Here is a 22891-nt window from a genome sequence, read left to right on the forward strand (position 1 = left end):
TTCGGTAACACCGCGGATCCGGGGGCCGGGCCGTCCCGCGCTACCGGGCGGCGGCCTCGTCGCAGGCCTGGCCGCGCAGCGACCGCGCCAGGTCGTCACGGGCCTCCAGGACCAGACGCCGCAACGCGGGCGCGGCCCCCTCGTGCGCGGACAGCCACGCGTCGGTCCGCTCCAGCGTCGCGGCGGAGTCCTGCAGCGACGGGAACAGGCCCCGCACCACGTCCATCCCGATCTGGATGGACCGCTCCTCCCACACCCGCTCGATCGCCGCGAAGTACTTCTCGGCGTACGGCGCCGTCAGGTCCCGCCGCGACGGCTGCTGGAACCCGGCGATCACCGCCTCCACCAGCGCGTTCGACAGCACGTCGGACTCCACGACCTGCGCCCACGCCTGCGCCTTCACGGCCTCTGAGGGGCGCGCCGCCAGGCACCGCACCTGGTGCCGCTTGCCGGACGCGGTGTCGTCGCGCGCCAGCTCCGCGGCCAGCGCCGCCTCGTCCGCGACGCCGTACGCCGCGAGCGTGTCCAGGAACGCCCAGCGCAGCTCCTGGTCGACCTCCAGACCGTCGATCTTCGCGCTGCCCGCCAACAGGCCCTGCAGCAGCTGCAGATCGGCCGGGCCGGACGCGACGGCCGCGAAGAACCGCGCCCACGTCAGCTGGTGCTGGCTGCCCGGCCCGGCGAGCCGCAGCTCACGCAGGGCGCCCTCGGCGAGCAGCCGCCCGCCCTCCTCGCGCCACTGCGGCGCCGCGTAGTGCTCGAGCGCGGACCGCGCCCAGGCGTGCAGCATCTGCAGCACCCCGATGTCCGACTCGCGTCCCGCGAACCGCAGCACCAGGTCCACGAAGTCGCGGGCCGGCAGCAGCGCGTCGCGCGTCATGCTCCACAGCGCGGACCAGCACAGCGCGCGGGCGAGCGGGTCGGAGATCTCGCCCAGCCGCTCGCGCAGCGTCGCCAGCGAGTTCTCGTCGAACCGGATCTTGCAGTACGTGAGGTCGTCGTCGTTGACGAGCACCAGCTCCGGCGCCTCGGCCCCGGCCAGCTCGCCGACCACGGTCCGCGGCCCGTCGACGTCGGTCTCGGCCCGCGCGTACCGCTCCAGCGCGCCCTCGGGCGTCCGCCGGTACAGCCCGACCGCGACCCGGTGCGGCCGCAGCTCGGGGTGCGACTCGGCGGCCTCCTGGAGCACCGCGAGCTCCGTGATCCGGCCCTCGCCGTTCAGCACGAGCTGCGGCGTCAGCGAGTTGACCCCGGCGGTCTGCAGCCACGAACGCGACCACGCCGCCATGTCCCGGCCACTGGTCTCCTCCAGCACCGACAGCAGATCGCCGAGCCGTGTGTTCCCGTACGCGTGCCGCTTGAAGTACCGCCGCGCGCCTTCGAGGAACGCGTCCCGGCCGGCGTAGGCGACGAGCTGCTTGAGCACGCTCGCGCCCTTCGCGTACGTGATGCCGTCGAAGTTCAGCTTGGCGTCCTCCAGGTCACGGATGTCGGCCGTGACGGGGTGGGTGCTCGGCAGCTGGTCGGCGCGGTACGCCCACGACTTGCGGTTGTTGGCGAACGTGATCCACCCGTTCGTGAACCGCGTCGCCTCCACCATCGAGAACGACCCCATGAAGTCCGCGAAGGACTCCTTCAGCCACAGGTCGTCCCACCACTGCATGGTGACGAGGTCGCCGAACCACATGTGGGCCATCTCGTGCAGGATCACGTTCGCCCGGCGCTCGTACGAGGCCTGCGTGACCTTCCCGCGGAAGATGAACTCCTCGCGGAAGGTGACCATGCCCGGGTTCTCCATGGCGCCGAGGTTGTACTCGGGCACGAACGCCTGGTCGTACTTCCCGAAGGGGTACGGGTAGTCGAAGTGCTCGTGGAAGAAGTCGAGCCCCTGCTTGGTGACGAGGAAGATGTCGTCGGTGTCGAAGTACGGGGCGAGCCCCTTGCGGCACATGGCGCCGAGCGGCACGACGAGCTTCGAGCCGTCCTCCAGGACGCGCTCGTAGGAGTCGGTCACGTAGTGGTAGGGGCCGGCCACGACAGCGGTGATGTACGTCGAGATCGGCTTGGTCTCCGCGAACTGCCAGACCCCGTCGACGAGTTCACCGACGCCGTTGGACCACACCGTCCATCCGTCCGGGGCCTGCGCGCTGAACCGGTACGGCGCCTTGAGGTCCGGCTGCTCGAAGTTGGCGAAGACGCGCCGCGCGTCGGCGGGCTCGTACTGCGTGTAGAGGTAGACCTCGCCGTCCTCGGGGTCGACGAACCGGTGCATGCCCTCACCCGTACGCGAGTACGCGCACTGGGCGTCGACGACGAGCTCGTTGTCCTCGGCGAGGTTCTCCAGGTGGATGCGGCTGCCGTCGAACACGGCGGCCGGGTCGAGGTCCTCGCCGTTCAGGGAGACGGCCGTCACCGACGGCGCGATCAGGTCGACGAAGGTGGCCGCCCCCGGCTCGTTCGCCCGGAACCGGATCGTCGTCACGGAGCGGAAGGTGCGCGGGCCCGCGCCGCCGCTCTCGCCGACCGCCGACCGCAGATCCAGCGCGACCTCGTACCCGTCGACGGACAGCAGGCCCGCCCGCTCGCGGGCCTCGTCGCGGGACAGATTCTCTCCGGGCACGGGGGCACTCCTTCGTGACGTTCTCATGTGGCCTGTCCAGGTCCTTGTGGGACCGTTCGAACGCCTACGATCCTCGCACGCGCCCCCGCGCCGGACATCCGGGAATGCCTGCGGTGCGGGTCGCGTTGCCGCAGGCGAGACCACCCGGTGATGTGCGAGGAGAGACATGTCCGAGAAGACCCCCGTCGACTTCTGGTTCGACCCGCTCTGCCCCTGGGCCTGGATGACGTCGCGCTGGGTCCTGGAGGTCGAGAAGGTCCGCGACATCAAGGTCCGCTGGCACCTGATGAGCCTTGCCGTGCTGAACGAGGACAAGCTCGACGACCTGCCCGACGAGTACCGCGAGCTGCTGGAGACCAAGGCCTGGGGCCCGGTGCGCGTCGTCATCGCCGCGGAGCAGGAGCACGGCGCGGAGGTGCTCGGTGACCTGTACACGGCACTCGGCACCCGTATCCACAACCGTGGTGAGGGCCCCACGAAGGAGGCCGTCGCCGGCGCCCTGGAGGAGGTCGGCCTGCCTGCCTCCCTCATGGACCACTGGGACGGCACGACGTACGAGCCCGAACTGCGCGCCTCCCACAAGGAGGGCATCGACAAGGTCGGCCAGGACGTCGGCACGCCGGTCATCGCGGTCCCCGGCGCGGACGGCGAGCAGCTCGCCTTCTTCGGCCCGGTCGTCACCCCCGCCCCCAAGGGCGAGGAGGCCGCCAAGCTCTGGGACGGCACACTGCTCGTCGCCTCGGTCCCGGGCTTCTACGAGATCAAGCGGACGCGGACCCAGGGGCCGATCTTCGACTGACCCCGCCGGACAGGCCCTAGTCGTCGATGTCGGCGGGGAGACGCCGGCCCTCCCAGGTCCTGAGGTGCTGGCGCATCGACCGGCATCCGGCCGTGGCGCACCGCCAGGTCGCGTGGATGTCCGCGGGGCTCACCCCCTGCGACTCCAGGAAGGCCTCTTCGTTCGCCCTCAAAGGGCGGAAGGGCCGGGGCCCGCCGCCGCACGTGGGGCACGACCACTCCATCTGCGCTGCTTTCACCATGCGGACCAAGGTCCCCCGGAACCCCGCATACCGACAGGCCCCGCGAGTCACGTCCTCGCGGGGCCTGTCGTTTTCAGCCGCCCGCCGGCGTGAAGGTTGAGAAGACGATCACGAGGCGGGACGTATGGGGTGCGGGCCCGTCAGGGGGCGAGCAGCAGGGAGTTCACCCGCTCCTTCGCGGCGGCGTACCGCTTGGCGACGTCCTGCCAGTTGACGACCTGCCACATGGCCTCGATGAAGTCGACCTTCTGGTTCTTGTACTGCAGGTAGAAGGCGTGCTCCCAGGCGTCGAAGACGAGGATCGGGGTCGAGCCCTGACCGACGTTGCCCTGGTGGTCGTAGACCTGCTCGACGATGAGGCGGTTGCTGAGCGGCTCGTAGGCGAGGACGCCCCAGCCCGAACCCTGCGTCGTCGCGGAGGCCTTGGTCAGCTGGGCCTTGAACTTGGCGAAGGAGCCGAAGGACTCGGTGATCGCGTCCGCGAGGTCGCCGACCCCGTCCGCGGCCAGCGGCTCGCCGCCGCCACCGTCCTTGGGGCTGTTCATGTTGTGCCAGTAGATGCTGTGCAGGATGTGGCCGGAGAGGTGGAAGGCCAGGTTCTTCTCCAGGCCGTTGATGGCGCCCCACGACTCCTTGTCGCGCGCCTCCGCCAGCTGCTCCAGGGTGTCGTTCGCGCCCTTCACGTACGCCGCGTGGTGCTTGTCGTGGTGCAGCTCGATGATCTGCGGGTTGATGACCGGTTCGAGCGCCGCGTAGTCGTACGGAAGTTCAGGGAGCGTGTAGATGGCCATGTGCGTCTGCCCTCCGGCTGCTGCAAGGTGCTGATGCGAGCTTATTGCAATCAATGTGCAAGTGCAGGCTAACAGCAGGAGGGTGGCCGAGTTGATCAGCCCTTCGACCTAGGCCGCGGCCGCGCACGCGAAGGACCCCCGGGCCAGGTCGGCCCGGGGGTCCTTCGCGTTGCGGGGGAGTGTTACGCGGCCGCCCGCGACTCCGCGATCTTCTGGCGGACGTATCCGACGACCGCGAGCACGATCGTCAGGCCGCCCGTGTAGTACAGCTGCACGCGCGTGTCGTGCTCCCGGGCCATCAGGACGAAGACGACGACCATCGCGAGGAGCGCCAGGACCGTCAGGTACGGGTACGCCCACATCTTCACGACGAGCTTCTCGGGCGCCTCGCGCTCCAGCTTGCGGCGCAGGATCAGCTGCGAGAAGGCGATGAAGAACCAGACGACGAGGATGATCGCGCCGATGGTGTTGAGCAGCCAGGCGAAGACGTCGTCCGGACGCCAGTAGCTCAGCAGCACGCAGACGAAGCCGAAGACCGCCGACAGCAGTACGGCGACGCGCGGTACCCCGTTCGAGATCTTGCCGATCGCCTTCGGGCCCATGCCGCGGGCGACCAGCGAACCGGCCATGCGGGAGGCGCCGTAGATGTTGGCGTTCATCGCCGAGAGCAGGGCGATCAGGACGACCACGTTCATGATCTGGCCGGCTGCCGGGATGCCGAGGTGGTCGAGGGTCGCGACGTACGGACCCTTGGTCGGGATCTCCTTCGCGGTCCACGGCAGCAGGACCACGACGACGGCCATCGAGCCGACGTAGAACAGCGCGATGCGCCACATCGCCGTACGGACCGCCTTGGCGACGCCCTGCACCGGGTGCTCGGACTCGGCGGCGGCGATCGTGACGGTCTCCAGGCCGCCGTACGCGAAGACGGACGCGAGCAGACCGACGATCAGCCCCTCCGTGCCGTTGGGCATGAACCCGCCGTGGCCGGTGAGGTTGGACATGCCGGGCGCGTCGACATCGGGCAGTACGCCCAGGATCGCCAGCACGCCGATGGCGAGGAAGAGCACGATCGCGCCGACCTTGAGCGTCGCGAACCAGAACTCGAACTCGCCGAAGTTCTTCACGGCCGCCAGGTTCGTGCCGGTGAACAGCAGCATGAACAGCGCGACCCAGGCCCACTCGGGCACGCCCGGCACCCACGCGTGCACGATGCCCGCGGCGCCGATCCCCTCCAGCCCCACCGCCACGCACAGCAGGAACCAGAACGCCCAGCCCGCCGTGAACCCGGCCCACGGGCCGATCGCCCGCTCGGAGTGCACGGAGAACGAGCCGGAGGCCGGGTACGCGGCCGCCATCTCGCCCAGCATGCGCATCACGAGCATCACGAGGGCGCCCGATATCGCGTAGGCGAGGATGATCGACGGTCCGGCGGCCGCGATGGCGGTGCCGGAGCCGACGAAGAGGCCGGCCCCGATCACACCGCCGAGCGCGATCATGGACAGATGGCGCTGCTTGAGACCGTGGCCGAGCGACGGCGTATCGGCCGCCGGCTCCACCGGCTGCGCGTCCCCGCTCTCTGCGGTTGACTGCGCTGACGTCCGAGACATGGAATTGCCCTGTTCAGTAGCTGAGACGCGGGGAACGTAAGGAACGCGTAAAACGGCCCACAGTCTGAGCGGCGACCCCGCCTACAGGGAATACGTTTCCGATATACGGACACGACGCTCACACCCCGCGACGAGCGTGTCGACGGTCCGTGAAGGATCAGGCACGCCGTGCGCGCACTTCCCGCACACCCGCGACCAGGAGCACCGCCGCCGTCGCCCCCGTCGACCACAGCAGCTGCGGCCGCGCCGTGTCGTCGGTCAGCATCAGCCCGAACACCGCGGCCATCGCGGCGAGCGTCGCCCAGGTCAGCCACGGGAACGCCCACATCCGCAGCACGAGCCGCTCGGGTGCCTCGGCCTCGATCCGCCGCCGCAGGCGCAGCTGCGACGCCGCGATCAGCGCCCACACGAACAGCAGCACCGCGCCGACCGAGTTGAGCATGTAGAGGAAGACGGTGTCCGGCCACTCCAGATTGAGCAGCACGGAGACGAAACCGAAGGCCACCGACGCGAGCACCGCCCTGCGCGGCACCCCGCCGCCGCTCACCTTCAGCAGAGCCTTCGGCGCCTCGCCGCGCTCGGCCAGCGAGAAGACCATCCGGGACGAGCCGTAGAGGTTGGCGTTCAGCGCCGACAGCAGCGCCACGAACACCACGATGTTCATGATCTGGCCCGCCGACGGGACGCCGATCGAGTCGAGGACCGTGACGTACGGACTGATGCCCGCCCGCTGCGCCGTCCAGGGCAGCACCGTCACGATGACCAGCATCGAACCGACGTAGAAGAACAGGATCCGGAACACCGCGCTGCGCACGGCCCGCGCCACCGAACGCACCGGGTCGTCGGACTCGGCCGCCGCGATGGTGACGACCTCCAGGCCGCCGAAGGCGAAGACGACCGCGAGGACCCCGGAGACGACCCCCTGCCAGCCGTTGGGCAGGAAGCCGCCGTCACCGGTGAGGTGGGTCAGGCCGACCGGGTCGGTGTCGGGCAGCAGCCCGAAGACCGCCAGCGTGCCGAGGACCAGGAACGCGATGATCGCGACGACCTTGAGCGTCGCGAACCAGAACTCGAACTCGCCGAAGTTCTTCACGGCCGTCAGGTTCGTCGCGGTGAACACCACCATGAACAGCAGCACCCACGCCCACTGCGGGACACCCGGCACCCACCCGTTGGCGATCTGCGCGGCGCCGGTCGCCTCGACGGCGAGCACGACCACCAGCAGGAACCAGTACAGCCACCCCACGCTGAACCCGGCCCAGCGCCCGAGCGCCCGCTCCGCGTGCACCGAGAACGAACCGGACGCGGGCATCGCCGCCGACATCTCGCCGAGCATCCGCATCACGCACATCGCGAGCGCGCCCGCGATCAGGTACGACACGACGATCCCGGGCCCCGCGACCGCGATCCCCGCGCCCGACCCGACGAACAGTCCGGCGCCGATGACACCGCCGAGGCCGAGCATGGTCAGATGGCGCTGCTTGAGCCCGCCGGCGAGGGGCTCGGCGGGGACGGCTGAAGAGGGGGTTGCGTCGTCGTGCATGTGCTTCAGCCGATCTGGGGACTAGCGCGGTATTGGCGGGAACCTACAGTCTCCCGTTCGGGCGCCGTCCTACGCAAAACGGGCTCTTCCCAGTGACCAGCATCACCTTGCGCGAGGTGTACACGCGCCCCTTTGTACGGAGCCCACCAACAGGCGCCTCCACCCTTTGTCGACCGGCGACCGTGATCGGCTCAACTCCCCTGGGATAGCGTCACGGAGTCCCTTCCCCAGGCTCTCAGCTCCGTTCGAGCAGGGGAGACCCCACTTGCCCGTACTCGAGAACGCGGAGTCCCCATGAGCACCGCCGCTGTCACCGCCCGTCCGGGCAAGGTCCTGGCCGACCTCCTCCCCGCCTCCCGCACCAAGTCCGCCGTTGCTGTGAAGAGTGCGGCCCTGGTCCTCGGCGGCGCCGCCCTCACCGGCATCGCCGCGCAGATCGCGATCCCCGTGCCGGGCTCGCCGGTGCCGGTCACCGGGCAGACCTTCGCCGCGCTCCTCGTCGGCACCGCGCTCGGCGCCCGCCGCGGCTTCCTCTCGCTCGCCCTGTACGCGCTCGCCGGCATGGCCGGCATGCCGTGGTTCGCCGAGGGCGGCTCCGGCTTCGCCATGCCGTCGTTCGGCTACGTGCTCGGCATGCTGCTCGCCGCGACCGTCGTCGGCTCCCTGGCCCGCCGCGGCGGCGACCGCTCGGCGCTGCGCACCGCGGGCACGATGCTGCTCGGCGAAGCGATCATCTACGCGATCGGCGTCCCGTACCTGGCGCTCTCCACCGGCATGAGCCTGACGGCGGCGATCGCCGCGGGCCTCACCCCGTTCCTGATCGGCGACGCCCTCAAGGCGGCCCTGGCGATGGGCGCGCTGCCCACCGCCTGGAAGTTCGCCGACAAGTAGGGCGCCCGTCCTCAGCGGACGCTGTAGTTCCTCCGGAAGAGGTTCGCCGGGTCGTACGCGGCCTTCAGACCGGCGAGCCTCTTTCGCGTATCCGCGTCGTACAGCCCCTCCGGGCGGTCGCCGCCGCCGAACGCGAAGTTCAGCGAACGGCCCACGGCCCGGGGCGCGACGGCCGCGAACGCCCGTGCGTGGTGCGCCCGTGCGGCCCCTCGTGAACCGCCGTCCAGCGGCGACAGGATCCGCACCAGCCAGCCCGCGTCCCGGTACGGCACGGCGTTCGGCGCGGGCCGCGACAGCGCGCCGCCCAGATGGTTCAGCTGCACGACGTGCATCGCGTCGGCCGCGGGCCCGGACCGGGTGAACACCTCGGTGACGGCCTCGGCGTCCAGCTCGCTCAGGAACACGCTGTCCCCGTAGTACGCGTGCGGGAAGTCCGGGTCGCTGTGGATCGTGTGGCTCTCGCCGTACGGCATCTCGCGCAGGGTGTCCGTGACGGCGGGACCGAGCGCGGCGCGCAGCGGCGCCACGAGCCGCTCGCCCTCCTCGGCGGAGCCCGTGAACGCGACCCGCACCGAGACCAGGTACCGGCCGCGCAGCTGCGGCGGCAGCATCGGCAGGTCCGGGTACACGAGCGCGGCGAGCGACGAGGTGAGGGCCTGCGGGACCGTCGCCGCCCAGTCCGCGTACGCGCGCACGATGTTGCCCGGGGCGGTCACCCGCCCGTCGTGGGTGAGGGACCCTCCGTACAGGCGGGTCACCGGCACCAGGTCCACCTCCAGCGCGGTCACCGCGCCGAGGTTCGCGCCGCCGCCGAGCAGGCCCCACAGCAGCTCGGGGTCGCTCTCGGCCGTGACGTGGCGGGCCGTGCCGTCGGCGGTCACCACGTCGACGGACCGCACGTGGTCGGCGGTCCAGCCGAACTCCCTTCCCAGGATGCCCAGTCCGCCGCCGAGGACGTAGCCGACGACGCCCACGCCCGGCGCGGAGCCGTTGAGCGGGGCGAGGCCGTGCTCGGCGGCCGCCTCGGCGACGGCGCCCCAGCGGGCGCCCGCGCCGACCCGGACGGTGCGGGCGGCCGGGTCCACGGTGATCCCGGCCATCCGGCGCGTACTGATGAGGACTCCTCCCTCCGCGTCGCCCGGCAGTCCGTGGCCGGTGGCCTGGACCCCGACCGGGAGCCGCCGGGCCGCCGCGTACCGCACGGCGGCCACCACGTCGTCCGCGGTGGCCGCCGCGAAGATCACGTCGGGCCTTTGGGTGAACCCGGTCTGGAATCCGGCGAGTTCGTCGTCGAAGCCGGGCTCGCCCGGCCGGAACGTGAGCGGGGAGGCGCCGGCGGCGCTGTCACGGTCATGCGTCGTCATGCGGCGTACTGTGCCCGCATAACCTGACAGGTGCCGTCAGCTTTTCCCGGCGTGTACCTTTCTCAGCCGGCCTCGGACGGCTTCCTGGACGTCCACCACAGGCCCGCCGCGCCGGCGGCGAGCAGCGCGGCGCCCGCCGCGCCGAGCGGCAGCACCTCGTCCCGGGGGCCGGTCGACGGCAGGGTCTCCCGGTCGGTGTCCTTGCCGCCGCCCTTGTCGCCGCTCTTGTCGCCGGCCGGTGCCGCGGGCTTGTTCTCCGTGCCGAGCAGCAGCGGGGTCACCGGCGCGTTCGGCGAGGGGCTGGTCGTGCCGAACGGCACGGGCCCCTGCTGCCAGTACGTCTTCTTGCCGTCCGCGCTCTGCACCGGCAGGCAGATCTTCCCCGTCTTCGCGGTGTCGAAGGTCGCGGCGACCTTGTACGACACCGATTTCCCGGCCGCGACATTCTTGATCCCGCAGCTGAATGCGCTGTTGGATCCCTTGGGCAACTTGTTCTCGGGGACCGCCGAGCAGCCGGGCACATCCTTGATCGTCATTCCGTCGAAACCGACGACGAGGAGATTGACCGGCCCGCTGTCCTTGGTGCCCTTGTTGCTCAAGCTCGCGGTGAGACCGCTTGTTTCCCCGGTCGCGTTGTCGGCCGAGATCTTCTTGGAAAGACCCGTGGTCAGTTCGACGCCCGCAGGTGCCTCGTCCACGGCCTTGCCGCCCTCGCTGCTGCCCGGACCAGGCCCGTCGTCCGCGACAGCGGTGAAGGGCAGGATCATTACTGTCGAGATCGTCGCGGTCAGGAGTGAAGCGGCGATTTTGGCCTGACGCCTTGAACTCATGTTCGTCCCCCTAGGTCTTTCCTGGTCTTTCCGGTGTTTCTCCAACTGCGCCTGAATTCGCAGTACTTGAAGAGGTACCACAAGATTTCTCCGCACTATGCTGGGACGGCGCGAAGTGTCGTTTTTGTGTTTCGGGGGTGCAGTGGATTGCAAGGAAACATGAGCGGAGGCGTCCGGGGACTGGTGGTGGCGGCGCGCTACCGGTTGGACGCACACATAGGCCAGGGGGGAATGGGGCGTGTGTGGCGTGCGGTGGACGAGATGCTCGACCGCCCGGTCGCCGTCAAGGAGATGCGCATCGACGGACTCGACCCCGAGGACGCCCGCACCCGCCGCGAGCGGACCCTGCGCGAGGCCCGCGCGACGGCCCGCATCGACCACCCCAACGTGGTGCGCGTGTACGACGTGGTGGACGAGGGCGAACGCCTGTGGATCGTCATGGAACTGGTCGACGGCCGTTCCCTGGAGCAGGTCCTCGTCGAGGACGGGCCGCTGGACCTGGACGCGGTCACGGAGATCGGCCGGGGCCTCGCCGAGGCGCTGCGCCCCGTGCACGCGGGCGGCGTCCTGCACCGCGACATCAAGCCCGGCAACGTACTGATCGAGCGGGTGGGGCGGCGCCGGGTCATGCTCACCGACTTCGGTATCGCCGCGATCCAGGACACCGAGGCGCTGACCATGGTCGGCATGCTCGTCGGCTCGCCCGACTACATGGCGCCCGAGCGGGTCTCCGGCCGCCCGCAGGGCCCGCCCTCCGACCTCTGGTCCCTGGGGGCGACGCTGTGCGCGGCGCTCGGCGGCCGCTCGCCGTTCAGCCGCGACACGACCCTCGCGACGCTGCACGCCGTCCTGTACGAGGAACCGCAGCTCCCGCCCGAGGCGGGCCGGCTGCGCCCCCTATTGGCCGCGCTCCTGGCGAAGGAGCCGGAGGACCGCCCCGATCTCGACGCGGTCCTGGAGGCCCTCGCTCCGGCGGCCCCGGCCGAGGAGCACGCCCCGGCACCGCGCCCCAGGACCCCCACGCTCGACATAGGGCTGCGCCGCCCGGCCGGTCCGCCGACGGCCCCGTCCAGGACGCCGTCCGAGGCCCGGACGGAGTCCGCGACGCCCCGCGGGCGAGACCTGCTGGGGCCGCCCGCCGCGCCCGCCCCGGCCGGACGGCGGCCCGGGCGCCGCCGCGTCGTCCTTCTCACCACCGGGGGAGTACTGGCCGCGGGCGTCGCCGCGGCCCTCGCCCTCACCCTGCCGGGCGACGGCTCGCCCGGCGGCGAACCGCAGGCCGGCGGCTCCTCGACGGCCACGTCCCGGCCGCCCACGGTCGAGGGCACCTCGCGCCCGCCGGCCACTCCGTCCCTGCCGCCGGGCTCGCGCCGCGAGGCGGGGTACGCGTGGGTGCCGCCGAAGGGCTGGGAGCGGGTCGTGAAGACGGCATCGGAGGTGCACTACACGTCCCCGGACGGCACCCAGGAACTGGTGGCCCAGTCGGCGCTGGCCAAGGACGACCTGCTGGCGACCTGGCAGAAGGCGGAGGTCGACGCCCACCAGGGCCAGGACTACGAGAAGATCCGCCTGAACCGCACGACCTTCCGGGGCCGCCCCGCGGTGGTCTGGGAGTACCTGTTCACGCTCAAGGGCGACCGCTGGCACGCGGAACTGCTCGGCTTCGAGCAGGGCTCGCGGTCCTACCAGATCGGTACCTGGTACCAGCCGCGGGCGGAGGGCCGGGCACGCCCGACGTACGAACAGGTCAAGAAGACCTTCACGGTGCTCGGTCCCTCCAGCGCCTGACCGCCCTCAGCTGCTGCGCCGCACCTTCTCGCGGACCAGCGAGAACCCGACCACGAACGCGGCCACCAGCAGCGACAGGAGCACCTGCTCGCGACCGGCGTCGTCCGTGAGCATGTAGACGAGCACGAACGAGATCATCGCGATCGTCGCCCAGGTCAGATACGGGAACAGCCACATCTTCACGATGAGCTTCTCCGGCTGCTCGCGCAGGATGATCCCGCGCATCTTCAGCTGCGTGAAGCAGATGACCAGCCACACGAACAGGGCGACGGCACCGGAGGAGTTCAGCAGGAAGTCGAAGACCGTGTCCGGCCACTGGTAGTTGAACCAGACGGCGAGGAACCCGAACACGACGGAGCCGAGGATCGCGGTCCGCGGCACACCGCGGGAGGTGGTGCGGGCGAACGCCTTGGGCGCGTCGCCGCGCTGCCCGAGCGAGAAGGCCATGCGGGAGGCGGTGTAGAGACCGGAGTTGAGGCAGGACAGCACGGCGGTCAGCACGATGACGTCCATGACCTGCCCGGCGTGCGGGATGCCGATCGAGTTGAGTGCGGCGACGTACGAGCCGTCCTTCAGGATCGAGGCGTCGTTCCACGGCAGCAGGGTCAGCACGACGAAGATCGAGCCGAGGTAGAAGATGCCGATGCGCCAGATCACCGAGTTGGTGGCCTTGGTGACGGCCTTCTGCGGGTCCTCGGACTCACCGGCGGCGAGCGTGACGATCTCGGAGCCCATGAAGGAGAAGACGACCATCAGCACACCGGTGAGGATCGCGCCGGGCCCCTCGGGGAAGAAGCCGCCGGCGTCCGTCAGGTGCCCGAAGCCGTTGCCCGGGTTGTCGGAGCCCGGCAGCACACCGAAGACGGCGAGCAGGCCGACGATCACGAACGCGCCGATGGCGACGACCTTGATCCCGGCGAACCAGAACTCGAACTCGCCGTAGGAGCCGACCGCCGCCAGGTTCACGGCGGTGAGCACGACCATCACGATCAGCGCCCAGCCCCACTGCGGGACGCCGGGTATCCACCCGTTCAGGATCTTGGCCCCGGCCGTCGCCTCGACGGCGAGCACCACGACCCAGAAGAACCAGTACAGCCAGCCGATGGAGAACCCGGCCCAGCGCCCGAGCGCCTGGTCGGCGTAGGCGGAGAAGGAACCGGAGGACGGCCGGGCCGCGGCCATCTCGCCGAGCATGCGCATGACCAGCACGACCATCGCGCCGACGAGGGCGTACGAGATGAGGATGGCGGGACCCGCCGCCGCGATGCCGGAACCGGACCCGACGAACAGGCCGGCGCCGATGACACCGCCGATGGCGATCATGGACAGGTGCCGGTTCTTGAGCCCTGCCTTCAGGCCGTCGCCGTCGCCGGGCCCGCCCTGGCCCGGTCCGGGTGCGCTGGGCGAGGTGTCTTCCGTCGCAAGGGATGACTGCGAGGTCATGAACGGATCCTTAGGTTCTCGGGGTACGAGCCCTGGCATTCAAAGCGCAGAACCGCGCGGAGCGGAAGACCTGACTCCGGATTGTTGCCTTCCTTACGTCGGGTTTACTTCCGGACGGTGATGTTCCGTACCCGGACGCGGCTACCCGGCGCGCGGCGTGCCACACTCGGACCCATGCGCGTGTACCTCGGCTCGGATCATGCCGGCTACGAACTCAAGAACCACCTGGTCGAATGGCTCAAGGCCCACGGCCACGAGCCCGTCGACTGCGGGCCCCACATCTACGACGCCCTCGACGACTACCCCCCGTTCTGCCTCCGCGCCGCGGAGCGCACGGCGGCGGACCCGGAGTCGCTCGGCATCGTGATCGGCGGCTCCGGCAACGGTGAGCAGATCGCCGCGAACAAGGTCAAGGGCGTCCGTGCGGCCCTCGCCTGGAGCGAGCAGACGGCCGCCCTCGGCCGCGAGCACAACAACGCGAACGTGATCTCCATCGGCGGCCGCATGCACAGCGAGGAGGAGGCGACGAAGTTCGTCGAGATCTTCCTGAGCACCCCGTACTCGAACGAGGAGCGCCACCAGCGCCGCATCGACATGCTGTCGGCGTACGAGGAGACGGGCGAGCTCCCGGCGATCCCGGCCCACCACCCGCAGCAGGGCTGAGTCCGTTCCCCCGCTCCTCAAGCCCCGGCCGGCATCATCCGGCCCCTCCGGCGATCGAGGAGCGGGGCCCGGGGCAGAGCCCCGGAACACCAGCCCCCGCGAACCCGAGGAGAACGACGGCCGTGCCGGAAGGCCACACGATCCACCGCCTGGCCAAGGACCACGCCGAGCGATTCGCGGGGCGAACGACCCAGGTCACCAGCCCCCAGGGCAAGTTCTCCGACGCGGCCGAACTACTGACCGGTCAAGAGCTGACCCGCACCGAGGCCCACGGCAAACACCTCTTCCTCGGGTTCGGCGCAGCGGACCACTGGGTCCACATCCACCTGGGCCTCTTCGGCAAGTACGCCATCGGCGAGATCCCCGCCCCGCCGCCCACGGACACGGTCCGGCTGCGTCTCGTCAACGACACGCACTACTCGGACCTGCGCGGCCCCACGACCTGCGCCCTGATCACCGACGCCGAGAAGCAGGCGATACACGACCGCCTCGGCCCGGACCCGCTGCGCGCCGGTGACGACCCGGGCAGGGCGTACGCACGCATCTCCCGCAGCCGCACGACGATCGCCGCGCTCCTCATGGACCAGAAGGTCATCGCGGGCGTCGGCAACGTCTACCGCGCCGAGGTCCTCTTCCGGCACGGCATCGACCCGTACACCCCGGGCAAGGAGCTCACGCAGGCCCAACTGGCCGCCGTCTGGGACGACCTGGTGGAGCTGATGCACGACGGCGTCCGCGCCAACCGCATCGACACGGTCCGCCCCGAGCACACCCCCGAGGCGATGAACCGCCCGCCGCGCGTCGACGACCACGGCGGCGAGGTCTACGTCTACCGCCGCGCGCCGCAGCCCTGCCACCTGTGCGGCACCGAGATCCGCACGGCCGAGCTGGCGGCCCGCAACCTCTTCTGGTGCCCGACCTGCCAGCCCGGCGGTACGTCCACCCGCTAGAACCCGTGCTGCAGCCACGGCGCGACCGGCGACCCGAACGCCACCGCCGCCTCCGCGAGCGCCCCCGGCCGCAGCTCCCGCACCCGGCCGGCCCCGGCCAGCTCGGCCAGTGACACGTCACCGAGATACGCGGCGCCCAACTCCCTGACGGACAGGGCGAGATCGGCCGGGTCCTCGGTGCGCCGGCAGGACGCGCCCTTCGCGTCGCCGAAGAGCCGCCAACGCCCATGGTTCCAGGGGCAGAAGGCGTCCTCGACCTCGAACACGACGTCCACCGGCGTGAGATACGTACGCGCTTCGAGAGCGGCCCCGACCTCCACCAGACGTACGTGCATCGAGTCCCGCACCCGGACCGCGCACCGTCGGATGTCGGAGACCAGGGACAGCACCGGATCGTCCACGGGGCGGTTGCGCGCCTCCACCGTCGCCGTCAGGTCGATGTCGCACAGGAACCGCCACAGCGCCGCGTACGCCGCCGGGTCGAGCGCGGTGACGTCCCGCGCCTGGATCCGGCCGTGCGGCACCGCCCACTCCGACTCCGGCTTGTTGTGGAACCGGGCGAAGCCGACCGTCTCCCCGTCCCGCTCGGCGACGACGCACTGCAGCGGCGACGCCCCGCCCCGCTCCTCCGGCGGGTCGAGCAGCGGCAGCCGCTCCCAGCCGGGGCCGCGGTCCAGCATCCCGGGCCGGGTGCCGATCAGCCGCCGGTACACGGCCTCGCACCGCTCGGCCGCCGACGCCGGGTCCACGAACCGCAGCCGCACGTCGTCCGTCCCGGCCGGGGCGTCGATCCGCACCTGCGAGGAGTCGACGGTCAGATACGCCTGCCGCGTGCCGATGCCGTACCCGAACCGGCCGTAGATCGCCGGCTCGGACGCGGTCAGTACCGCGAGCGGCTCGCCCCAGGACCGCACGTCGTCGAGCTGGCGGCGCATCATCGCCGTGAGGATGCCGCGCCGCCGATGCGTCGCGGCGACGCTCACCATCGTCACGCCCGCGGCGTCGACGAACGCGCCGCCCGGCACCGAGACCCGGAACGGGAAGGCACCCGCGGTGCCCACGCACTCCTCGCCGTCCCACACCCCGATCGAGCGGTCGAGGTCCGTCAGGTCCCGCCACAACTGCCGCTCCTGCGGCGACTCCGTCACCCCGCCGAAGGCCAGCTCCAGCTTCGCGTACCAGCGGTCCCACTCGTCCTGGCGCAGTACGCGTACGTCGGTCGTCATAGGCCATCCCTACCAGGGCAACCGGGACATGAGCGAGCGAATTTCCCGACTTCCGGACCAGCCCGGGGTGTGCCCGGAAAGGGGGACAACCGGGACCACCCGTGCACAGGGCCAGGCGCGATGGATAAGGTCCACGAGCAATGGCGGTACGACGAGAGCGGCGCGCGCGCGAGCAGCGTGCGGAAGCCCAGACGTTCCCGGCCCGGATGAGGATGCGTATGCACCGGGTCCGCACCGCCGTGCGCAAATCCGGGGTCGACTACTTCCGCGGCGACGGCTCGGACTGGATCGCGCTCGCCGGACTGCTGATCACGGTCCCGCTGATCGCCTGCTTCACGATCCTCGACCCGGTCTGGTGCTCGCCCTCGGTGCTCGTCCTGCCGATCGTCGCGGGCGGCCTGCTGCTGCGCCCGGCCAGCCTGCTCGGTCTGTACGCGGCGGCGGCCGCGGCGCTGATCGTGGAGTCGGTGCAGCTCGGCCCGTACGCGCAGCGCGCGGCCGGGGTCACCCCCGGCACGGTGCTCACGGTCGCCGCCTGCGGTTTCTTCGGCCTGCTCATCGCGCAGTTCCGCAGCCGCGTCGGGGTGCCCTGGCGGCGCGGCGGCACCATGCTCTTCGACCTGCGCGAGCGGATCCGCACCCAGTCCCGGCTGCCGAAGCTGCCGCCCGGCTGGCACCGCGAGATGGCGCTGCGCCCGGCCGGCGGCCAGTCGTTCTCCGGCGACTTCGTGGTCGCGGCCCGTACCAACAACGGCCGCACCCTGGAAGTCGTCCTCACGGACGTGTCGGGCAAGGGCATGGACGCGGCCTCGCGGGCCCTGCTCCTCGCCGGAGCCTTCAGCGGGCTGCTGGGCTCGCTGCCCCCGCACGCGTTCCTGCCCGCGGCCAACGGATATCTGCTCCGCCAGGACTGGGACGAGGGCTTCGCGACCTCGATCCACCTCGTCCTCGACCTGGAGTCCGGGGACTACGAGCTGTACTCCGCGGGCCACCCGCCGGGCCTCCAGCTCAGCGCGGGCACCGGGCGCTGGGAGGAGAAGGCCGCCGAGGGGCCGCTCCTCGGGGTCTACGACGGCGCCGACTTCGACGCGACGAAGGGCACGCTGCGCCCCGGCGACGTGCTGATGCTCTTCACCGACGGCCTGGTGGAGACCTCCGACCGGGACATCGCGGAGGGGATCGACCGGCTCACCGGGGAGGCCGACCGCTATGTGCAGGGCGGTTTCCACGGGGCGGCCTGGCATCTGATCGAGGCGGTGGCCAAGGACGTCAACGACGACCGGGCGCTCCTCCTCATCTGCCGGGACGCCTGACCCGGCTTCTCGCCTGCCCCGTTGCTGTCTCGGTGCCGGGTGCGGCCCGGCGGGGCTTCTCGCGCAGCTCCCCGCGCGACCAGCCACGACGAAAGCCGCACCCGGCAACGGCAGGTCACCGCCCACGGCGGGAACCTGTCACACCCCCGCCCCGATCCGCTCCTCGACCGGCGCCGAATCCCGCCGCCCACCTGGAAGAATCCGGGCCAGCCGATGAGACTGCCCCGCGGCCAGCGGCCCCAGCACGGCGAGCAGCAGCACATACCCCGCGATGAACGGCGAGAGCCGATGGTCGAGCCCCGCGCCGGCGGCCATCGTGGCCAGGATCAGCGCGAACTCACCCCGGGCCAGCAGCGTCGTGGAGATGTTGGCCGCGGGCCCGGGCCCGAACCCGTAGACCCTGGCGGCGCCGAGCCCCGCCAGCACGTTCATCACCAGCGTCACGGCGACAGCCGCGAGCACCGGCCACAGCACGGTGGGCAGATCCCCGGGATCGATGGACAGCCCGAACGCGAAGAAGAAGATCGCGCCGAAGGCGTCCCGCAGCGGGTGCACGAGCTTGCGGATCCGCTCGCCGGACGTGGTCGAGCCCAGCATCAGACCGACCATGAACGCACCGATGGCGTCCGCGACCCCGAACCACTCCGAGACCCCGGCCACGAACACGGCCGCGCCGAGGAAGGAGATGACGAGGAGCTCGTCGTCCTTGATGCTGAACAGGCGCCCGACGACCCGTGTGCCGAAACGCGCCGCGAGCGCGAGCAGCAGCAGGAACCCGAAGGCCTTGCCGCCGTCCATGACCGCGGCCGCCAGCGAGTCCGCGCCGGACAGGATCGGCTGCAGCGCGGCCAGGTACAGCGCGAGGAAGATGTCCTCGACCACGATGATGCCGAGGATCGGCTTGGTCTCGGGGTTGCCGAGCCGCCCGGTGTCCACGAGCACCTTGGTGACGATGGCGGACGAGGAGATGCCGAGCACCCCGGCGAGGACCAGAGCTTCGGAGGTGCCCCAGCCGAGGGCGAATCCGAAACCGAGGCCGGCGCCGACGTTCAGCGCGAGGTACGTCCCGCCGGCGACGGCCATCTTGCGGCCGCCCTCCTTGAGGTCGTCCAGGTGGAACTCGAGGCCGAGGTAGAAGAGCAGCAGCACCAGGCCGAGCGCGGAGAGCATCTCCAGGTCGTGCGGGTCGGCGACGAGCACGATGCCCGGTGTGTGCGGGCCGAGGAGGATCCCGGCCAGGATGAACAGGGGAATGGTGGGGAGTCCGATGCGTCCGCCGAGGCGGGCGAGGACGGCGGCGGCGAGGAAGGCGCCGCCCATGGCTATCAAGGTGTCTGCGTGTCCGATGGGCCCGTTCCTCCTTGGTAGGGGAAGCACCCTTGGTAAAGGGAGCGTCAAGAAAGCGTCAATAGTTAGCTTACCAAAGGACTGTGGGAGCAGGGCCGGAAGTCCCGGGGTGGGGTTCTCCCCACCCCGGTTTCGCCAGCCGGCCTCATGGTCGGCGGCGCCCCCGGATCCGTACGTTCGAGACACCGGATCCGGCACGTACGAGAGGGCGACCATGGGCCTGCGGAAGAAGCGGCACGACGAGCCGGAGACACCCCGCGGCGACGGCTGGGCCGTGGAACTGCGCGGTGTGCGCCGCCGGTACGGCCGCGGCAGCGGAGCCGTGCACGCCCTGCGGGGCATCGAACTCGCCCTGCCCAGCGGCACGTTCACCGCCGTGATGGGCCCCTCCGGCTCCGGCAAGTCCACGTTCCTGCAGTGCGCCGCCGGACTCGACCGGCCCACCGAAGGCACCGTCGCCCTCGGCGGCACCACCATCACCGGCATGAGCGAGAACAAGCTCACCGCCCTGCGCCGCACCCGCCTCGGCTTCGTCTTCCAGGCCTTCAACCTGCTGCCCTCGCTCACCGTCGAGCAGAACGTGCTGCTCCCGATGCGCCTGGCCGGACGCCGACCCGACAAGCGCCGCGCGGCGGAGGTCCTCGCGCAGGTCGGCCTCGCCGACAAGGGCCGGCGCCGCCCCGGCCAGCTCTCCGGCGGCCAGCAGCAGCGCGTCGCCATCGCCCGCGCCCTCGTCACGAGCCCTGACGTGATCTTCGCCGACGAGCCGACCGGAGCCCTGGACACCACGACCGCCGCGGAGATCCTGGGACTCCTGCGCTCCGCCGTCGACCGCATGGGCGCCACCGTCGTCATGGTCACGCACGACCCGGCGGCCGCCGCCCACGCGGACCGCGTCCTGTTCCTCGCCGACGGCGCGATCGTCGACCACCTGGAGGGCGCCGGAGCGGACCGCATCGCCGCCCGCATGAGCACCCTGACCGCCCGTACGCCGGCGGGGGCGGCCGCGTGATGTTCCGCCCCAACGGGCTGGCCCGCGCCGCCGTCCGCTTCAAGCCGGCCGCCTTCGCCGGCACGTTCGTCGCCCTGATGATGTCCGCCCTGATCGTCTCGGCCTGCGGCATCCTCCTGGAGACGGGCCTGCGCGCCTCGGTCCCGGCCGGGCGGTACGCGGGCGCCCCCGTCGTGGCCGCCGCCGACCAGCGCGCCCACTACGTGACCGGCTCCGGCGAGGACCGCGAGGACGAGGCGGTCCCGCTCCCGGACCGCGCCCGCCTCGACGACGCGCTGGTCGCGAAGGCGGCATCGGCCCCCGGCGCCCGCAGAGCGGTCGCCGACATCACCTTCCCCGTCCAGCGCGACGGCGCGTCCGTCACCGCGCACAACTGGGGCTCCACCGCCTTCACCGGCGACCGGCTGACGGCGGGCCGCGCCCCGGGCACCGGCGAGGTCGTCCTGTCCGGCGCCCGGGTCGGCGACCGCGTCACGCTGACCACACCCGAGGGCGAGCGCACGTACCGCGTCTCGGGCACCGCACAGACACCCGCCTCCGCCTGGTTCACGGACTCCGAAGCCCTCAGTGCGTCGGGACACCCGGGCCGTATCGACGCGATCGCCGTGCTCCCGAAGGACGGCGTCGCCGCGGACACCCTCAAGTCCCAGGTGGCACACGCCCTTTCGGGTACGTCCGGCGTCCAGGTGCACACCGGGGACGACCGCGGCGCCGCCGAGAGCGGCGCGCTCGCCTACGCCAAGGAGAACCTCACCGGGATCGGCGGCTCCTTCGGCGGCATCGCCACGGTCGTCGCCGTGTTCACCGCGGCCGGCACGGTCGCCCTCTCCGTCGGCCAACGCGCCCGCGAATACGCCCTGTTGCGCGCCATCGGCACCACCCCGCGCCAGATCCGCCGCAGCATCGCCACCGAGACCCTCCTGGTCGCCCCGCTCGCCGGCGCCCTCGGCTGCCTGCCCGGCATCGCCCTGGCCCGCTGGTGGTTCGGCCGGCTCCGGGCCAAGGGCGCGGTCCCCGAGGCCGTACACCTCTCGGTCTCCTACGTGCCGCTGCTCACCGCCGTCGGCACGGCCCTGCTCACCGGCCTGTTCGCCGGGTACCTGGCGGCCCGCCGCCCCTCCCGCATCAAGCCGGGCCAGGCCCTGGCCGAGGCGTCCACCGAGCGGCTGCGACCCGGCTGGATCCGGACGCCGCTGGGCATCGCCGCCGCGGTGGGCGGCGCCGTCCTCGCGGCCCTCGCCGCCACCCTCAGCGGCGAGGACGCGGCCAACGCGGCGCTCGGCATCGTCATGCTCTTCATGCTCGCGGTGGCACTGCTCGGCCCGCTCGTGGCCCGGCTGTGCGCCGCGCTGTTCGGCCTCCCGCTGCGCGGCGCGGGCGCGTCCGCCTCGCTCGCGGCCGCCAACTCCCGCACGAACGCCCGCCGGCTGGCCTCCGCGATCACCCCCCTCGTCCTCGCGATGGCCTTCTCCTCGGTGCTGGTCTTCATGCACACGAGCGAGGACCACGCCGCCGCGGGCCAGCAGAAGGCGGGCATCACGGCCGACCACATCGTCACGGCGGACGCGGGCCTGGCGCCGGACGCCGTCGACCGGGCGGCGGGCACCTCCGGCGTCACCTCCGCCGTCGGCCTGCTCAGGACCGCGGTCCTGGTCCCGGCGGGCTCCGGCGGCGACCGCTGGCTGGAGCCGGCGTCCGCCCAGGCGGTCAACGGCACGGCGAAGGACCTGTCCCGGGTCCAGGACCTGAAGGTGACCCGGGGCGCCATCGACCTCGCGGATCCCGGCAAGATCGCTCTGGACGCGTCCCTCGCCCGCAGCGCGCACGTCCGGGTCGGCGACCGCCTCCACCTCCGGCTCCCCGACGGCACGAAAGCGTCCTTGACGGTCTCGGCGACGTACGCACGCGGCCTCGGCCTCTCCCAGGTCACCCTGTCCCGCGCGGCCCTGACCGGCCACGTCACCGACCCGTACGACACCGAGCTGTGGGCGAAGGGCGGCACGGCCGCGTCGCTGTCGGCCCTCGGCACCCCGCTCGCCCGCGCCGACTACACCACGGCCCGGTCCCTGGACCGCGAGCTCAACGCCTGGGCCAACACCACCATGGCCGCGGTGCTCGGCGGCTTCGCCGCGATCGCCGCCGTCAACACCCTGGTCATGACGGTCCTCGACCGCCGCCGCGAACTCGGCACGCTCCGCCTGATCGGCTCCACCCGCCGCCAGGTGCTCCGCATGATCCGCTGGGAGGCGCTGCTGGTGGCCTGCGCCGGCATCGCGCTGGGCACGGGGATCGCGCTCGCCACGCTGATCCCGATGATGAACGGCCTGACCGGCCAGAACCCGTACGTCCCACCGCTGCTGTACGGGTCCTTCGCGGGAGCGGCGCTGGTGCTGGGCCTGGCGGCGACGGCCTTCCCGGCCCGGTGGGCGCTGCGGGGCACTGCCTGAGGGACGCGGTTCC

At 71.6% G+C, this 22891-nt stretch carries 18 protein-coding genes; 8 read left to right on the top strand and 10 right to left on the bottom strand.

Annotated features, from left to right (window positions below; translation table 11 throughout):
• Positions 1-40 precede the first annotated feature (40 nt).
• Positions 41-2620, bottom strand: a complete 2580-nt coding sequence (gene pepN / locus ACQUQD_RS26755; protein WP_428954680.1) for an aminopeptidase N — start codon at positions 2618-2620, stop codon at positions 41-43.
• A gap of 166 nt (positions 2621-2786) precedes the next feature.
• On the opposite strand from pepN, the gene ACQUQD_RS26760 reads away from it, so the two are divergent.
• Positions 2787-3419 carry a DsbA family protein gene (locus ACQUQD_RS26760; RefSeq protein ID WP_428954681.1) on the top strand — a complete coding sequence of 211 codons (633 nt, stop codon included), beginning with the start codon at positions 2787-2789 and terminating at the stop codon, positions 3417-3419.
• 16 nt (positions 3420-3435) lie between these two features.
• Here ACQUQD_RS26760 and ACQUQD_RS26765 read toward each other — a convergent pair whose 3' ends face one another.
• The 4 genes from ACQUQD_RS26765 to ACQUQD_RS26780 form a co-directional block, all read right to left on the bottom strand.
• Positions 3436-3660 carry a hypothetical protein gene (locus tag ACQUQD_RS26765; protein WP_428954682.1) on the bottom strand — a complete coding sequence of 75 codons (225 nt, stop codon included), beginning with the start codon at positions 3658-3660 and terminating at the stop codon, positions 3436-3438.
• Positions 3661-3800: 140 nt separating this feature from the next.
• Positions 3801-4451 (bottom strand): superoxide dismutase, encoded by a 651-nt coding sequence (locus tag ACQUQD_RS26770; RefSeq protein ID WP_428954683.1) that lies wholly within the window; start codon positions 4449-4451, stop codon positions 3801-3803.
• Positions 4452-4633: 182 nt separating this feature from the next.
• Entirely contained in the window at positions 4634-6061 is a 1428-nt protein-coding gene (locus ACQUQD_RS26775; protein ID WP_428954684.1) for an amino acid permease, read from the bottom strand.
• Between the two features lie 157 nt (positions 6062-6218).
• Positions 6219-7604: an amino acid permease gene (locus ACQUQD_RS26780; RefSeq protein ID WP_428954685.1), complete on the bottom strand. Its 1386-nt coding sequence runs from the start codon at positions 7602-7604 to the stop codon at positions 6219-6221.
• Between the two features lie 294 nt (positions 7605-7898).
• On the opposite strand from ACQUQD_RS26780, the gene ACQUQD_RS26785 reads away from it, so the two are divergent.
• On the top strand, positions 7899-8495 hold the full coding sequence (locus ACQUQD_RS26785; protein ID WP_428954686.1) for a biotin transporter BioY: 597 nt from the start codon (positions 7899-7901) through the stop codon (positions 8493-8495).
• A gap of 11 nt (positions 8496-8506) precedes the next feature.
• Here ACQUQD_RS26785 and ACQUQD_RS26790 read toward each other — a convergent pair whose 3' ends face one another.
• Positions 8507-9859, bottom strand: coding sequence for an FAD-binding protein (locus ACQUQD_RS26790; RefSeq protein WP_428954687.1), 1353 nt, complete (start codon positions 9857-9859; stop codon positions 8507-8509).
• A gap of 62 nt (positions 9860-9921) precedes the next feature.
• Positions 9922-10689, bottom strand: coding sequence for a hypothetical protein (locus ACQUQD_RS26795; RefSeq protein WP_428954688.1), 768 nt, complete (start codon positions 10687-10689; stop codon positions 9922-9924).
• A gap of 159 nt (positions 10690-10848) precedes the next feature.
• On the opposite strand from ACQUQD_RS26795, the gene ACQUQD_RS26800 reads away from it, so the two are divergent.
• Positions 10849-12477: a serine/threonine-protein kinase gene (locus ACQUQD_RS26800; RefSeq protein WP_428954689.1), complete on the top strand. Its 1629-nt coding sequence runs from the start codon at positions 10849-10851 to the stop codon at positions 12475-12477.
• Between the two features lie 6 nt (positions 12478-12483).
• Here ACQUQD_RS26800 and ACQUQD_RS26805 read toward each other — a convergent pair whose 3' ends face one another.
• On the bottom strand, positions 12484-13920 hold the full coding sequence (locus ACQUQD_RS26805) for an amino acid permease (RefSeq protein WP_428954690.1): 1437 nt from the start codon (positions 13918-13920) through the stop codon (positions 12484-12486).
• Positions 13921-14094: 174 nt separating this feature from the next.
• Between ACQUQD_RS26805 and ACQUQD_RS26810 the strand changes: the two genes are divergently transcribed.
• Entirely contained in the window at positions 14095-14583 is a 489-nt protein-coding gene (locus ACQUQD_RS26810; protein WP_428954691.1) for a ribose-5-phosphate isomerase, read from the top strand.
• A gap of 122 nt (positions 14584-14705) precedes the next feature.
• The gene (locus tag ACQUQD_RS26815; RefSeq protein ID WP_428954692.1) at positions 14706-15533 is read left to right on the top strand and encodes an Fpg/Nei family DNA glycosylase; all 828 of its coding nucleotides are present in this window, start codon (positions 14706-14708) and stop codon (positions 15531-15533) included.
• On the opposite strand, the gene ACQUQD_RS26820 is transcribed toward ACQUQD_RS26815, so the two are convergent.
• Positions 15530-16759, bottom strand: a complete 1230-nt coding sequence (locus ACQUQD_RS26820; RefSeq protein ID WP_428954693.1) for a GNAT family N-acetyltransferase — start codon at positions 16757-16759, stop codon at positions 15530-15532. The two genes, ACQUQD_RS26815 and ACQUQD_RS26820, sit on opposite strands and share 4 nt — an antisense overlap.
• A gap of 140 nt (positions 16760-16899) precedes the next feature.
• Here ACQUQD_RS26820 and ACQUQD_RS26825 point away from each other — a divergent pair, with 140 nt between their 5' ends.
• Positions 16900-18072 (top strand): PP2C family protein-serine/threonine phosphatase, encoded by a 1173-nt coding sequence (locus tag ACQUQD_RS26825; RefSeq protein WP_428954694.1) that lies wholly within the window; start codon positions 16900-16902, stop codon positions 18070-18072.
• Positions 18073-18210: 138 nt separating this feature from the next.
• Here the strand turns inward: ACQUQD_RS26825 and ACQUQD_RS26830 are convergent, their stop codons facing one another.
• Positions 18211-19392 (bottom strand): cation:proton antiporter, encoded by a 1182-nt coding sequence (locus ACQUQD_RS26830; protein WP_428954695.1) that lies wholly within the window; start codon positions 19390-19392, stop codon positions 18211-18213.
• Between the two features lie 241 nt (positions 19393-19633).
• Here ACQUQD_RS26830 and ACQUQD_RS26835 point away from each other — a divergent pair, with 241 nt between their 5' ends.
• Positions 19634-20431, top strand: a complete 798-nt coding sequence (locus ACQUQD_RS26835; protein ID WP_428954696.1) for an ABC transporter ATP-binding protein — start codon at positions 19634-19636, stop codon at positions 20429-20431.
• Positions 20431-22878 (top strand): ABC transporter permease, encoded by a 2448-nt coding sequence (locus ACQUQD_RS26840; protein ID WP_428954697.1) that lies wholly within the window; start codon positions 20431-20433, stop codon positions 22876-22878. Before ACQUQD_RS26835 ends, ACQUQD_RS26840 begins: the two co-directional genes overlap by 1 nt.
• Positions 22879-22891 lie beyond the last annotated feature (13 nt).

This window comes from Streptomyces sp. cg35 (assembly GCF_050410835.1).
GTDB lineage: Bacteria > Actinomycetota > Actinomycetes > Streptomycetales > Streptomycetaceae > Streptomyces.